The organism is Sphingobium sp. B11D3B (genome assembly GCF_025961735.1).
Taxonomy (GTDB): domain Bacteria; phylum Pseudomonadota; class Alphaproteobacteria; order Sphingomonadales; family Sphingomonadaceae; genus Sphingobium.
Window position 1 is genome coordinate 1,312,980 of record NZ_JAOQOF010000001.1, and the last position, 12,763, is coordinate 1,325,742.

The following is a 12,763-nucleotide window of genomic DNA, read 5'->3' on the forward strand; positions in this document are numbered from 1 at the left end:
ACCCGATCTACGACGTCTGGGTGATCAGCTGCGCGATGAGCTGGCCGGAGACCGGGCCGGATACGGTGCGCGTGGCGGATCGCAGCGCACGTTCGGCCGGGGCATCCGGCAACGAATCGAGCGCATCGAACGCGGCAGAAGCCCCCGCAGCGCCGTCCGCGCCTGCCGACAGCGCATCGCCGAGCAATCCCGAATAGGCCTGCGCGTCAATCTCCACCGCGCCCAGAGAGGCAAGGTGCGGGGTCATGAACTGGCAATCGAGCAGCGTGAACCCGCCGACCCGCAGCCGGGCGACCAGCCAGGCCATCGCCACCTTTGAGGCATCGCGCCGGCGACTGAACATGCTCTCGCCAAAGAAGGCCCGCCCCAGCGCCAGACCGTAAAGCCCGCCGACGAGATGGCGCTCGCCATCCTCGTGGCTCCACACTTCCACGCTGTGCGCCAGCTTGCCGTGGTGCAGGCGCACAAAGGCTTCCTCAATGTCCCCATTGATCCACGTCGTCGGGCGGTCGCTGGCGCTCTGCGCGCACAGGGCGATGACCTGCTCAAACGCGGTGTCCGCCGTGACCTCGAACCGGTCGGCGCGCACGGTCTTGCGCAAGGATTTGGAGAGGTGAAAGCCATCGAGCGGCAGGATTGCCCGCCGCTCTGGCTCTACCCAGAAGACAGAATTGGCGGCACGGTCGTCGGCCATGGGGAACAGCCCGACCGCATAAGCGCGCAACAGGATCGGTAAATCGATCGCCATTCCCGGCCTTTAGCATCTCCACCGGTCTTTGTCGCGCCCGTCCCTTGGGGCAAAAAGGGCTGGCGGGCCCTGCGGGGAGACGATAGCGATCCGGCACAGTCTGGAGAGGAGCAAGCCTGTGGCAATTTTCGTGCTGGTTCATGGCGCCTGGGGCGGCAGCTGGGGTTATGGCCCCCTCGCCCGCGAACTGCGGTCCGCCGGCCATGAGGTGTATGTCCCCTCGCTGACCGGCCTTGGGGAGCGTGCTCATCTGGCGCATGGCGGCATTATGCTCAGCGATCATATCGCCGATGTGGTCGGCCTCATCGATTGCGAGGGCCTGCGCGACATCATCCTCGTCGGCCATAGCTATGGCGGCATGGTCATCACCGGCGTCTCGGCCCTGCGCGGCACCCGCATCCGCAGCCTCATCTATCTCGACGCCTTCCTGCCGAAGGATGGCGAAATGCTCTGGGACATCGTCGATGACGCGACACGAGCGATGTATATCGAGAATCAGCGGCAGTCGCCGGGCCTCGTCCAGCCGATCTTCCCGATTCCGCCGGGGCGGGCCGGGCGAGTCTCGGGCCATCCGCTCCTCACCCTGCTCGAACCGGTCAAGCTCGGTGGCGAGGAGGACGCGGTTGCGCGGCGGACGTACGTCTTTGCGTCCGCCAGCCCGCTCGGCTCGTTCGCGCCGTTCCGCGCGCGCTGCACCGCAGACCCGACCTGGGATGTCCACGAACTCCCCACCAGCCACATGATGTGGGACGACGATCTCCTCGGCGTGACCCGCATCCTCCTTGATGACGCGGCGAAGGACGAATGACGACAAGTTGCAGAAAGCGCCGTTGACCGCTTGCGCCCGCCTTCGGGTCGCGTTAAGGGCAGCGCCTTCACCGGCACAGGGGTGTAGCTCAGCTGGTAGAGCGTCGGTCTCCAAAACCGAATGTCGTAGGTTCGAATCCTATCGCCCCTGCCAAAACTTGCCCCGAGGCGCCCGAGCGCGTAGAGGCAAGGACGGTTGCGAAATGCAGGCGGCGGGCCGGCCGGAGAAAGCTCCGGGTGCGGTCCGCTTTCTTGTGTTTCAAAGAGTTCTGGTTTCATCTGAAAGAGCAGGCTGAGCGTGGCGAAAACCTCCCCCATCGAATTCGTGAACCAGGTCAAGGCCGAGTGGAACAAGGTCACCTGGCCGACCTCGCGCGAGACGGTGATGACCACGATCATGGTGGTGATCCTGACTACGGTGCTCGGACTTTTCTTCTTTGGCATCGACACGTTCTTTGGCTGGATCGTTCGCACGCTGCTGGGTTTGGCCGCGGGCCAGAGCTGATCGCCGCTCTCCCGACCAAGACGAATTGAGGAAACGATAAAATTATGGCGCGCTGGTACATCATCCACGCTTATTCGGGCTTCGAGAACAAGGTCCGCGAGTCCATCCTGTCCGAAGCCGAGCGCATGGGTCTGGCCCAGCTCATCGAGCAGGTCGAGGTGCCGACCGAGACCGTGACCGAAGTGAAGCGCGGCAAGAAGGTTCAGGTCGAGCGCAAGAACATGCCGGGCTATGTGCTCGCCAAGCTCAGCATGAACGATGATATCTACCACCTCATCAAGAACACGCCCAAAGTCACCGGCTTCCTCGGCAATTCCGGCAAGCCGCAGCCGATCAGCGAGGCGGAAGCCGCCCGCTTCTTCGGCGCGCGCGAGGAAGCCGCCGCCCAGCCGCGTCACAAGGTCAATGTCGATTACGAGATCGGCGACAGCGTGAAGGTGATGAGCGGCCCGTTCGCCAGCTTCATCGGCACCGTCGAGGAACTGGACTTCGAGAAGAGCCGCGTGAAGGTCTCCGTTTCGATCTTCGGCCGCGCGACGCCGGTGGAACTGGACTTCGAGGAAGTCGAACTCTCCAAATAAGGCCTTCGACAGCCAATTTTTTCGAGCCGCCGGTCCCTGATCGGCGGCTCTTTTCTTGTGTCGGCCCCGACAACTTGCTCGTCATTCCCGCGAACGCGGGAATGACGGCAGGAAACGCCGAAAAGGCACAAACGCGCCGCGCCGGTCTTCAACCGTTCTTCCACCTCATCCAACCTGACCATCGCGCAGGGCGATTGCGTTGGCGCGGCGAATGATCGCTTGATTGCGCGAGCACCGCAACGGTGCCGCGTCGGGAGGGAATGGTCGTGGCAGGGAGCAGGAGATCGTGGATCGCAGGCATGGCGCTGATAACGGCGCCGCTGCTCCTCGCGGGGCAGGACGCACGATCAGGCGGAATGCAGCCAGCCCATGTCACCAGCGAGCGGATGCGGGCGCCGGACGCACCCGCCAGCGCCGGCAGCTGGATGGCCTATGGGCGCAGCTATGACGAGCAGCGTTATTCGCCGCTCACCCAGATCAACGACAAGACCGTCCAGCGGCTGGGACTGGCCTGGTACGATGATTTGAACACCTATCGCGGCGTGCAGGCGACACCGCTGGTGGTCGATGGCGTGATCTACAACGCCTCCGCCTTCAACATCGTGACCGCCTATGATGGACGGACCGGCCGCAAGCTGTGGACCTATGATCCGCAGGTCGAGCGGCAGTGGGCCCGGCTGGCCTGTTGCGGCCCCTCGACCCGTGGCATTGCGGCGTGGAACGGCAAGATCTACGTCGCCGCGCTCGACGGCCGGCTGATCGCCGTGGATGCGCGGACCGGCAAGGAGGTCTGGACAGTGCAGACCTTCGACCGCGCGCATCCCTATTCCATCACCGGCGCGCCGCGCGTGTTCGACAGCAAGGTGGTGATCGGCCATGGCGGCGCCGACTATGGCGTGCGCGGTTTCGTCAGCGCCTGGGATGCGGAGACCGGAAAACGGCTGTGGAAGTTCTACACCGTACCCGGAAACCCGGCCGATGGCCCCGACGGCGAAGCCTCGGACGCGGCGATGAAGATCGCCCTGCCGACCTGGCACGGAAAATGGTGGCAATATGGCGGCGGCGGGACTGCGTGGGACAGCTTCGTCTACGATCCGGCGCTCAATCTCGTCTACATCGGAACCGGCAATGGATCGCCGATCAGCTGGCATTTCCGCAGCGCGGGCAAGGGCGACAACCTGTTCCTGTGCTCCATCGTGGCGGTGGATGCCGACACTGGCGCCTATCGCTGGCATTATCAGGCGGTGCCGGAGGAAGACTGGGACTTTACCTGCACCCAGCCGATGATGCTCGCGGACCTGAAGATCAAAGGCAAGACCCGCCCGGTCATCATGCAGGCGCCCAAGAACGGCTTTTTCTATGTGCTCGACCGCAAGACCGGGGAATTGCTCTCGGCCGAGAAATTCGTGCCGAGCAACTGGGCCAGCCATATCGACATGAAGACCGGGCGGCCGGTGCTGTATCCGGGCGTGCATCTGACAACGACGCCCCAGCGCATCACGCCGAGCCTGCTCGCCGCGCATAGCTGGCACCCCATGTCGTTCAGCCCGAAGACCGGGCTGGTCTATGTCCCGGCCATGGAACAATCCATCGTCTATGCCCGGCAGCGGGACGAGGATTTTACCTTCGTGCCGTTCCGCAACAATGCCGGCTTCGATTATGCCGGCGCCACGCCGGAATGGGCCGCGCAGCGCAAGGCCTTGCAGGCAGAGGCGGATGCCATGGAGAAAGGCTATCTGCTCGCCTGGAACCCGGTGACGCAGAAAGAAGTGTGGCGCGTGCCCTATTCACTCCCCGGCTCGGGTGGCACGCTGGCGACGGCGGGCAATCTCGTCTTTCAGGGCACGATCGAGAAGACCTTCGCGGCGTACCGGGCCGACACCGGGCAGAAGCTCTGGGACATGAATGTCGACAATGTCGCCATCGGCGGGCCCGTCACTTACGCCATCGACGGCGTGCAATATGTGGCAGTGAATGTCGGCTGGGGCGGATCGATCGTCGCCGGGCTGAGCAAGATTCCCGGTGGCTTCCGGGTCTCACCGGCGCGGTTGCTGGTGTTCAGGCTGGATGCAAAAGGCGTGACGCTGCCGCCGCTACCGCCGCCGACGGCCCTGCCCCGCCCGCCCTTCCTCCGCGCCACCGAAGCGCAGGTGCGGCTGGGCGCCCAGCTTTATGGCGAGACCTGCGCCCGCTGCCATGGCGAGAATGCGCGCGGCGGCCTCAAGGATCTGCGCTACATGACGCCCGACACCCGCGCGCAGTTCCTCGACATCGTGCTGGAGGGCACCAAGGCCGATCTGGGCATGGCCAGCTTCAAGGGCGTGCTGGACAAGACACAGGCGGAGGCGATCCACGCCTACCTCATCGCGCGCGGCAATGAGGATTGGCAGGACGACGCCGTGCGCCAATGAGGGGTCGCTATGTGCGGCCTAGCCGCGCCGCTGGGCAAACCAGATGACGTGGCGCGGCCCCTTGCCGTTCTCTCGCGCCTTCACCGCCACCTCGTCTACGATGAATCCGGCGCTTTTCAGCCGGCGGGTGAAGGTTTCGTCCGATCCGGCGGACCAGACCGCGAGAATGCCGCCGGGCTTGAGTGCCCGCATCGCCTGGGAGAGGCCGCGCGCGGAATAGAGCCGGTCATTGGCCGGCACGGTGAGGCCGTCGGGGCCGTTATCGACGTCGAGCAAAATGGCATCGTAGCGCCCCTGCCCGTCCTCGATCAGCTCGGCGACGTCGCTGTGGACGAGATCGACGCGGGGGTCATCCAGGCAGCCGGCCGCCAATTCGGCCATCGGCCCCCGCGCCCATTCGATGATTTCCGGCACCAGCTCGGCCACCGTGACCTTCGCCTGCGCATCGAGCGCGCCCAGCGCCGCGCGCAGCGTGAAGCCCATGCCATAGCCGCCGATCAGCAGGTGACGCCCCGCGCGGGAAGGCAGCCGCTCCAGCGTCATCAGCGCCAGCGCCTTTTCCGATCCGCTCATCCGGCTGTTCATCAGTTCGTTGCGGTCCAGCACGATCATGAAATCGTCGCCGCGCCGGAACAGGCGCAGATCCTCGCCGCCGGGCACCTTTGCCGTGCCGAGATGTTCGCGGGGCTTCATATCGTTCCTTTCAACCGAGCCGTCCCTCTGGCAGACCCGGAGGCATCGCGCAAACGGTCCCGGCACTGTATGCCTCCGCGCGACTCTCCCCCCAATCCAATCCCCGGAGCTTCATGCGTTACTTTCTCGATACCGAATATAATGGTTTTGGCGGCGCCCTGATCAGCCTGGCCCTGGTGCCCGAATATGGCGATCAGGAGCTGTATCTCTCGCTTCTGCCGCTTCCCGAACCGCTCCACCCTTGGGTCGAGCATAATGTGATCCCTTATCTGCGCCATGTGCCGACCGGGCTGGATTATGCCGTGGAGCGGGCCAATGCGTCCGAACTGGTCGCCACCTATCTCGCCGGCGACAATGAGCCGATGATCGTCGCAGACTGGCCCGAGGACATCGCGCATTTCGCAACGCTGCTGATGACAGGCCCCGGCGAGATGATCGATGTGCGCGGCCTCCGCTTCGAGCTGGTCAACGCCGCCGGGTTCAGCAGTGCGCGCAACAGCCAGGTGCCGCATAATGCGCTGCACGACGCCCGCGCCTTGCGTGGTTTCGTACTTTCGACCGATATCTGAACCGGGCGGCGCAGCAGGTATCGCTTGCCGCCGCCCGATAGATTGCTAACCATTAAAAGAATAGTTGCCTTACGAACGATTCGAGGCACAGCCGGAGAGGACAGCCAGCATGGCCAGCGCGCCCCGCTCGATCGATATCGCCACGTTCATCAATGAGCGGAAGCTCGGCCCGTTCAATTTCCGGCTGATCGTTCTCTCCTGGCTGATCACGGTGTTCGACGGGTTCGACATGATGCTGATCAGCTTCACCGCGCCTTGGATGCGCGATGAGTTGAGCCTCTCCACGCACCAGCTGGGCAATGTGTTTTCCGCCGGTCTGTTCGGCATGATGGTGGGTGGTTTTGCCTTCGCATACATCGGCGACAGGATCGGGCGGCGACAGACGATCATCGGCGCCGCCTTCGCATTCGGCATTCTCACCACCGCCACCGCGCTGGCGCAGAGCTATGAAGCCCTTCTCATCCTGCGCTTCCTCGATGGCTTTGCCATTGGTGGCATGCTGCCGCTCGCCTGGGCGCTCAACATCGAATATGTGCCCACCAAATACCGCTCGACCGTGGTGACGGTGATCATGGTCGGCTACAGTCTCGGCTCCTCGCTGGCCGGGCCGGTAACCGTGTGGCTTGCCCCCACCTATGGCTGGGAGGGCGTGTTCGTCTTCGGCGGCCTCGGCACGATCGTCTGCGCCTTTGCCCTGCTGTTCTGGCTGCCGGAATCGGTGCGCTTCCTCGCCAGCAAGAACCTCAAGCCGGACCTGATCGCCAAGACGCTGAACAAGGTCGATTCCACGCTCGGCGCGACCGCGCAGGACCGCTTCGTGCTCAGCGACGAGAAGCAGGACACCAGCAATTTCACTGCCGCCAAGCTGTTCAAGGGCGACCTCAAATGGCTGACGCCACTGCTCTGGCTGGCCTATATCGCCAGTACGCTGGCCGTCTATTTCAAGGCCAATTGGGGCCCGATCGTCTATGAGGATCTCAAATTCTCGCGCGAGACGGCGGCCTATGTTTCGTCCATCGGCGGCATCGCCGGCGCGGTGCTGGGCCTGCTGCTGATGCGCTTTACCGATGGCAAGGGGCCGCTGGCGGTGGCGGTCTATCCGGCCGTCGCCTTCCCGCTGCTGCTGCTTGTCGGCCTGGTGCCGATGGAGCCGACGCTCTTCCTGATCGTCTCGGTCGCCGCGACCAGCTTCGTGGGCGGCGCGCATTTCGGCATTCTGTCGATTGCCGGCGTCTTCTATCCCTCCGCAATCCGGGCGAACGGCGCCGGCTGGGCAACATCCGTAGCCAAGATCGGCGGCATTGCAGGGCCGATCATCGGCGCGTTCGTGCTGGCGAGCGGCCTGCCGATCGTGCGCAGCTTTGCCATTCTGGCGCTGTGCCCTGCCGTTCTGGCACTGTGCGCGCTCGGCATCGGCATGATCGTGAAGCGCCGCAAAGCACCAGCAGACGTGCTCAACATGGCACAGCCCGCGCCGGCGGAATGAGCGGCGGCGCGACGACCTAAAAGCCCGGCTTGATCGGCAAGGGGAAATGCTCGCTGGTCTTCTGGGTGAAGCCGCGCCAATAGCGCGCCTCTCTTCCAAGCCGGTGCGACGGAACCCATGACCACAGAGCGCCTCTTCAAACCGATCCTCGCCGGCGCCCGGCTGATGCCGCGCCTGCTGGCCGTGATCGGCGCGACGGCGGGGATCGGGCTGACGATCGTGCTCTGCCTGCAATTCCCGATTGCCTCTGCCGATCTGCCGATCATCGTCGCGCCCATTGGCGCTTCGGCAGTGCTGGTCTTTGCCGTGCCGACCAGTCCGCTCGCCCAGCCCTGGTCCGTGGTGGGCGGTAACATTCTCTCGGCACTGGTGGGCGTGGCGGCGGCCCGCTGGATTCCGCCAATGGCGCTGGCCGCCGGGGTCGCGGTCGGCGGCGCGATCCTCGTGATGTCGCTCTGCCGCTGCCTGCACCCGCCCGGCGGGGCGGCGGCGCTGACCGCCGTGATCGGCAGCCAGGGCATTCACGATGCCGGCTATGCCTTCGCCTTCGCGCCCGTTGGGCTCAATTCCATCGCGCTGGTGTCGCTCGCCATGTTCTTCCATCGCATGACCGGTCACAGCTATCCGCATCAGCCGGCTGCGCCCGCAATCCAGAGCGCGCAGGTGCGAGAGGCATCAGGGCTGCACAGCGAGGATATCGACAAGGCGCTGGAGGATATGGACGAGAGTTTCGACATCAGCCGGGACGATCTCGCCCTGCTGCTCTCCCAGGCGGAGCTTCATGCGCTGGCGCGGCGTACTGCCGGGCAAAAGTGAATCGAGAAGACCGCTCTTTCCTTTTGCACCGGTCACCGCTATAGGCGCCGGCTTCCGGACGGTCTTGCAGGCCCGATGGAAGCCCATTGCGGGAGGACGACCCCTCAAGGTCAGCCGTTTGACCGCTAAGCTTGAACCGGGCGGCGCCATTGGCCCCGCCTTCTACAGAGTGAGTGTAATGGCCAAGAAAATTACGGGCTATATCAAGCTCCAGGTGCCCGCTGGAGCCGCCAACCCCTCGCCGCCGATCGGCCCTGCCCTGGGTCAGCGCGGCGTGAACATCATGGAATTCTGCAAGGCGTTCAACGCGGCGACCGAGAAGGAGCAGAAGGGTACGCCCCTGCCCACGATCATCACCGTCTACGCTGACCGCAGCTTCTCCTTCGTCACCAAGAAGCCGCCGGCAACCTATCTCATCAAGCAGGCCGTGAACCTCAAGTCCGGCTCCAAGGAGCCCGGCAAGGTCTCCGCCGGCAAGATCACGCGTGCCCAGCTCGCCGAGATCGCCGAAGCGAAGATGGTCGACCTCAATGCCAACGACATCGAGGCCGCGACGAAGATCATCGAAGGCAGCGCCCGCGCGATGGGCCTGACCGTGGTGGAGGGCTAAGAACATGGCAAAGCTGACCAAGAAGGCCAAGGCAATGGCCACCGCAGTCGATGCGAACAAGCTGCACGGCGTCGATGAAGCCATCGCGCTCATCAAGAAGAACGCCACCGCCAAGTTCGACGAGACCGTCGAAGTCGCGATGAACCTGGGCGTCGATCCGCGTCACGCCGACCAGATGGTCCGTGGCGTCGTCACCCTGCCTGCCGGCACCGGCAAGGACGTGCGCGTTGCCGTCTTCGCCCGCGCCGACAAGGCGGATGCCGCCAAGGCAGCCGGCGCCGAGATCGTGGGTGCCGAGGATCTGCTCGAGCACATCCAGAACGGCAATTTCGACTTCGACCGCGTGATCGCGACGCCCGACATGATGGGCCTGGTCGGTCGCCTCGGTAAGGTGCTGGGTCCCAAGGGCCTGATGCCGAACCCGAAGCTCGGCACCGTCACGCCGAACGTCGCCGAAGCCGTGAAGGCTGCCAAGGGCGGCCAGATCGAGTTCCGCGTCGAGAAGGCCGGCATTATTCACGCCGGTCTCGGCAAGGCCAGCTTCACCGAAGCCGACCTGCGCAAGAACTTCGACGCCTTCGTCGATGCCATTGTGAAGGCCAAGCCCTCGGGCTCGAAGGGCAAGTATGTCCGCAAGATCGCCCTGTCGTCCTCGATGGGCCCGGGCGTAAAGGTGGACGTGGCTCAGGTCGCCTCGGCCTGATCTCACCCAATTCTAAAAACGCCCCGCCCGGTATCCACCGCGGCGGGGCTTTTTTATTGCCCGATGTTGTGATCTGAGTCGGCGGTCTGATTAGGCGTTTGTTCGTAAAGCGCCTGTTAACCCTGCGATGGCATTGCTTGGCGAGGCACGCGACGATAGAACTCAGATGAAAAACAGGGAAATTGGGGTGAAGAAGCGACATCCAACTGCTGGACAGGATGCCTATGACCGGGTGTCGAAACAGCTCAATCTGGCGGTTCGCCTTCTCGGCTTCTGGATCGCTCTTGTCAGCCTGTTCTTCCTCTTTCAGGCGCTCGATTATCGCGGGTTGATCGCGCGACTGGCCGAATGGCAGTTTCTTCATTTCGATCGTTACTGGCCCACCCTCACCTTCGTCGCGGTGACCGCATTGTTCTCTGCGCCGCTCATCGCTGCCGTGTGGCTGCTGCGTACCCGCCAGCGCCGCACCGAATCCTTCGGCCCTGCCCGGCAGGACGATCTGCGCATCGTGAAGGGCCGCCTTGCCCGCCTCCAGGGCTTTTTTGCCGGCGTTTGCGTTGGCAGTCTGCTTGCGGCGGTCATTGTGCTGATCCTGCGGCTGCAATTGCCATCCGATGAGGGAACCCCGCGCAGCATCGTCGTTGGGTCGCCCGATGCGATCGCGCCGGTGGAAGGCCGCGCCGTCATTACCGGCAGCATCGATCTGCGCGAGACGGCGCAGTTCAATGAGGATCTGCTGCTGGTCAAGCGCTCGCTCTATTTCGCGCCGGTTCGCTCCGGGCCGGACGACCGCTCACCGCTGCGCTACTTTGTCGAGGTGCGGCGCAACGATGTGCCGGAAGGCTATCATCCCATCACCTTCCCCAAGGATGAGGATTTGGTGCGCGTCTGGCGGTTCCGCCTCTCACACCTCGTCTTCACCCCCTATCTCGACGGCGTTCTGCGGCGCGAGGCCCTGCCCGGCGAGATCGTCAACCTGTATCGCCATGCCGGTTATGACGTCGAGGATGATAACTTCGTACTGTTCAGCGGGCTCGACAAGCTGACCTGGCGCTACAACGTCCTTGCCGCCGAATTCGGGATTTCGGCCCTGATCTCCGGCCTTGCCGCCTTCATCTTCGGTCGCCGCCGCCGCCGGGTGAAGCAGCGGATGGAGGATGAAATCGAGGCCTCGCACACGACGCAGGCGCCCGCCTGACCGCCCTTTCTTAATGCCGCGCTAACTCAATCTCGAAACCGCTTCTTGGGTGAGTCGGAGTGATGATGCGGCATGATCGGCATCCATCTCGAATTCGGCAGCATCATGGCGGCAATGGCATCCATTGCCGTTGCGCTGAGCAACCCGTTCACGGATCACCAGAACATCCAGAAGGAAGCCGCCGCGAACATTGCCGTGCCGGAGGCCGCAGTTCTGGATTCTTCGGCCATCCGGCTGCCTGCCAATACCGTGCAGCGCCATGCCGACGGCCTCTTCTATGTCGAGGCGAAGGCCAATGGCCACTCGATCCGCTTCGTGGTGGATACCGGCGCGACGGTCGTGGTACTCAATCGGGCCGACGCGGCCAAGCTCGGCCTGACTTATGAGAGCCTGCCCGGTCGCGCGCAGATGCGCACCGTCAACGGATCGTCCGCGATGCGCTGGGCGAAGATCGAGCGGATGGAAATGGCCGGCAAGCGCATCGAGCAGATCAGCGCCGCCGTGGTCGATGGCGCCCTGCCGGTTTCGCTGATGGGCCAGAATGCGCTCCAGCAACTCGGCACCGTCACCCTGAGCGGCGACACCTTGACGATCCACTGAACCGGGCTTCCCAGCCAGACCGATCCCGCCGCGCAATCGGCAAAGAAAAGGCCAGTCCCCCCGGACTGGCCTTTTCAGCGGGAAACGCGTGTAAAGCCGGCCATCAGCTGGCGGCGAAGGTAACCTTCACCGGATTGCGGCGGCGCATCATCGTGCCGGCCAGACCGAAGCCCGCGATCATCAGCGCCCAGGTCGACGGCTCGGGAACCGAACCGAACACCGGCGGCACAAAATCGGGCAAGGGAATGGGAATGCCGGGGATGAACCCGCCGCCACCGCCCGTACCACCTGTCGGCGGCGTGAAGGAGGCCATGGAGGGCTCCAGCGTCGGCTGCGTCACGATCAGCGGGCTGTTGAGGTTCGATACGAAATCGGCAGCTTCCGGCTCGGCGAAGAAGGCGGTCGGCGCAACCGGCGACTTGTTCGGGGTCGCGGTCGGCTTCTGCGCGAACGGGCTGCTGCCCTGGTTGCGCGAACGGCCAGGACCGCAATCGGCGCGATTGACCAGCTGGGTCAGGTCACCCTTAGAATTGACGAACTCGGGCGCACAGCCATCGCGAAGATAGCCCATGATCGCGGAGCGCAGCGACGTCTCTTCCGGCGCCGGCACGGCGACGAACGCCGAGGCGAACTCAGGGATGGTGAACATCCGGCGCTCATTGTGCGGCGCGGCTGCGATCAAGGCGCTGGCCACCACGGCCAGACCGATCAAAGCCCGGTGCCGTTCAATTTCACGGCGCGCCCAACGGAGCGAGTCTGTCGATAAGCTTTCCATGAACCCGTGCTAAACCTGCGATGGAAAGAATTAAAGCGCTTTAACCTTCTTTTCCCACGTCTTAACCACCTTTGCGCAGATGGCCGACAGACGTTGCCAAAGGGTCACAAATTAGGCGTCCACCGCCCTCCCCGGCTCCCTCGCCGTGGCCGGAATTGGAAACGGCTTGCTTTTCACCGCCGCCCCGCCTATCGGGCCTTCGCTCACCGGGTCCGTCCCGGTGCACCGTCCGAGACAGCTGGTGATGGGATCTGCCCATCT

General features: G+C 64.2%; 14 protein-coding genes and 1 tRNA gene. 12 read left to right on the top strand and 3 right to left on the bottom strand.

All coding sequences use genetic code 11. The annotated features are described in order from the left end of the window. Positions 1–7: 7 nt before the first annotated feature. Positions 8–748, bottom strand: coding sequence for a leucyl/phenylalanyl-tRNA--protein transferase (gene aat, locus M2333_RS06215; protein ID WP_264611188.1), 741 nt, complete (start codon positions 746–748; stop codon positions 8–10). A 118-nt stretch (positions 749–866) separates the two neighbouring features. Between aat and M2333_RS06220 the strand changes: the two genes are divergently transcribed. The 5 genes from M2333_RS06220 (at position 867) to M2333_RS06240 (ending at position 5,052) form a co-directional block, all read left to right on the top strand. After that, a complete protein-coding gene (locus M2333_RS06220; RefSeq protein WP_264611189.1) occupies positions 867–1,556 on the top strand; it encodes an alpha/beta fold hydrolase in 690 nt (229 codons plus the stop codon). Between the two features lie 77 nt (positions 1,557–1,633). Next, positions 1,634–1,709 (top strand) — tRNA-Trp (locus M2333_RS06225). A gap of 144 nt (positions 1,710–1,853) precedes the next feature. Further along, positions 1,854–2,060 carry a preprotein translocase subunit SecE gene (secE, locus tag M2333_RS06230; RefSeq protein ID WP_181559485.1) on the top strand — a complete coding sequence of 69 codons (207 nt, stop codon included), beginning with the start codon at positions 1,854–1,856 and terminating at the stop codon, positions 2,058–2,060. Between the two features lie 44 nt (positions 2,061–2,104). After that, complete coding sequence (nusG, locus tag M2333_RS06235; RefSeq protein ID WP_181559484.1) at positions 2,105–2,641, top strand: transcription termination/antitermination protein NusG; 537 nt, start codon at positions 2,105–2,107, stop codon at positions 2,639–2,641. A gap of 299 nt (positions 2,642–2,940) precedes the next feature. Then, positions 2,941–5,052, top strand: a complete 2,112-nt coding sequence (locus tag M2333_RS06240) for a PQQ-dependent dehydrogenase, methanol/ethanol family (RefSeq protein WP_264611190.1) — start codon at positions 2,941–2,943, stop codon at positions 5,050–5,052. Positions 5,053–5,070: 18 nt separating this feature from the next. On the opposite strand, the gene M2333_RS06245 is transcribed toward M2333_RS06240, so the two are convergent. Beyond that, entirely contained in the window at positions 5,071–5,745 is a 675-nt protein-coding gene (locus M2333_RS06245) for a spermidine synthase (protein WP_264611191.1), read from the bottom strand. A gap of 113 nt (positions 5,746–5,858) precedes the next feature. On the opposite strand from M2333_RS06245, the gene M2333_RS06250 reads away from it, so the two are divergent. The 7 genes from M2333_RS06250 to M2333_RS06280 all read left to right on the top strand — a co-directional run bounded on the left by M2333_RS06250 (position 5,859) and on the right by M2333_RS06280 (position 11,727). Continuing rightward, positions 5,859–6,314 (top strand): hypothetical protein, encoded by a 456-nt coding sequence (locus M2333_RS06250; protein ID WP_181559481.1) that lies wholly within the window; start codon positions 5,859–5,861, stop codon positions 6,312–6,314. A 109-nt stretch (positions 6,315–6,423) separates the two neighbouring features. Then, positions 6,424–7,800 (top strand): MFS transporter, encoded by a 1,377-nt coding sequence (locus M2333_RS06255; RefSeq protein ID WP_264611192.1) that lies wholly within the window; start codon positions 6,424–6,426, stop codon positions 7,798–7,800. Positions 7,801–7,917: 117 nt separating this feature from the next. Next, the gene (locus M2333_RS06260; RefSeq protein WP_264593014.1) at positions 7,918–8,616 is read left to right on the top strand and encodes an HPP family protein; all 699 of its coding nucleotides are present in this window, start codon (positions 7,918–7,920) and stop codon (positions 8,614–8,616) included. A 178-nt stretch (positions 8,617–8,794) separates the two neighbouring features. Beyond that, entirely contained in the window at positions 8,795–9,226 is a 432-nt protein-coding gene (gene rplK, locus M2333_RS06265) for a 50S ribosomal protein L11 (RefSeq protein WP_181559478.1), read from the top strand. A gap of 4 nt (positions 9,227–9,230) precedes the next feature. After that, positions 9,231–9,929: a 50S ribosomal protein L1 gene (gene rplA / locus M2333_RS06270; RefSeq protein WP_264611193.1), complete on the top strand. Its 699-nt coding sequence runs from the start codon at positions 9,231–9,233 to the stop codon at positions 9,927–9,929. Between the two features lie 166 nt (positions 9,930–10,095). After that, positions 10,096–11,127, top strand: coding sequence for a hypothetical protein (locus M2333_RS06275; RefSeq protein ID WP_264611194.1), 1,032 nt, complete (start codon positions 10,096–10,098; stop codon positions 11,125–11,127). A 72-nt stretch (positions 11,128–11,199) separates the two neighbouring features. After that, positions 11,200–11,727 (top strand): TIGR02281 family clan AA aspartic protease, encoded by a 528-nt coding sequence (locus M2333_RS06280; RefSeq protein WP_264611195.1) that lies wholly within the window; start codon positions 11,200–11,202, stop codon positions 11,725–11,727. Between the two features lie 103 nt (positions 11,728–11,830). Here the strand turns inward: M2333_RS06280 and M2333_RS06285 are convergent, their stop codons facing one another. Further along, positions 11,831–12,421, bottom strand: coding sequence for a PEPxxWA-CTERM sorting domain-containing protein (locus tag M2333_RS06285; RefSeq protein ID WP_264605298.1), 591 nt, complete (start codon positions 12,419–12,421; stop codon positions 11,831–11,833). Positions 12,422–12,763 lie beyond the last annotated feature (342 nt).

Coding starts and splice junctions, on each gene's coding strand:
- rplA (WP_264611193.1), top strand. CDS start 9,231: ATGGCAAAGCTGACCAAGAAGGCCAAGGCAATGGCCACCGCAGTCGAT.
- rplK (WP_181559478.1), top strand. CDS start 8,795: ATGGCCAAGAAAATTACGGGCTATATCAAGCTCCAGGTGCCCGCTGGA.
- M2333_RS06255 (WP_264611192.1), top strand. CDS start 6,424: ATGGCCAGCGCGCCCCGCTCGATCGATATCGCCACGTTCATCAATGAG.
- M2333_RS06250 (WP_181559481.1), top strand. CDS start 5,859: ATGCGTTACTTTCTCGATACCGAATATAATGGTTTTGGCGGCGCCCTG.
- M2333_RS06280 (WP_264611195.1), top strand. CDS start 11,200: ATGATCGGCATCCATCTCGAATTCGGCAGCATCATGGCGGCAATGGCA.
- M2333_RS06240 (WP_264611190.1), top strand. CDS start 2,941: ATGGCGCTGATAACGGCGCCGCTGCTCCTCGCGGGGCAGGACGCACGA.
- nusG (WP_181559484.1), top strand. CDS start 2,105: ATGGCGCGCTGGTACATCATCCACGCTTATTCGGGCTTCGAGAACAAG.
- M2333_RS06245 (WP_264611191.1), bottom strand. CDS start 5,745: ATGAAGCCCCGCGAACATCTCGGCACGGCAAAGGTGCCCGGCGGCGAG.
- M2333_RS06275 (WP_264611194.1), top strand. CDS start 10,096: ATGAAAAACAGGGAAATTGGGGTGAAGAAGCGACATCCAACTGCTGGA.
- M2333_RS06260 (WP_264593014.1), top strand. CDS start 7,918: ATGACCACAGAGCGCCTCTTCAAACCGATCCTCGCCGGCGCCCGGCTG.
- aat (WP_264611188.1), bottom strand. CDS start 748: ATGGCGATCGATTTACCGATCCTGTTGCGCGCTTATGCGGTCGGGCTG.